We start from the raw sequence: 249 nt of genomic DNA, 5'->3' as shown, positions 1-249 counted from the left end.
AGATGTGTATAAGAGACAGGGCGTCAGGGTCAGCGATACCACCAGCGATATCAGGATGGCGACTGCCAGAGTGATCGCGAACTCGCGAAACAACCGCCCGACCACATCAGCCATGAACAACAGCGGTATAAGCACTGCAATCAGCGACAGGGTCAGGGAAATCAGAGTGAAGCCGATCTGTTTCGCGCCCTTCAGGGCGGCCTGCAGAGGTGTTTCGCCCTCCTCGATATGCCGGGAGATGTTTTCCAG

Annotated in this window: 1 protein-coding gene; it reads right to left on the bottom strand. The window is 56.2% G+C overall.

Going from position 1 to position 249, the window contains the following annotated elements:
* The coding region (locus ALO43_RS04325) for an efflux RND transporter permease subunit (protein ID WP_157062266.1) at positions 1-249 on the bottom strand (249 nt) is incomplete at both ends.

The sequence above is a fragment of the Pseudomonas tremae genome (assembly GCF_001401155.1).
Taxonomy (GTDB): domain Bacteria; phylum Pseudomonadota; class Gammaproteobacteria; order Pseudomonadales; family Pseudomonadaceae; genus Aquipseudomonas; species Aquipseudomonas tremae.
The sequence above is the reverse complement of the archived record's forward strand: the minus strand, read 5'-3'. Positions and strand labels throughout refer to the sequence as shown.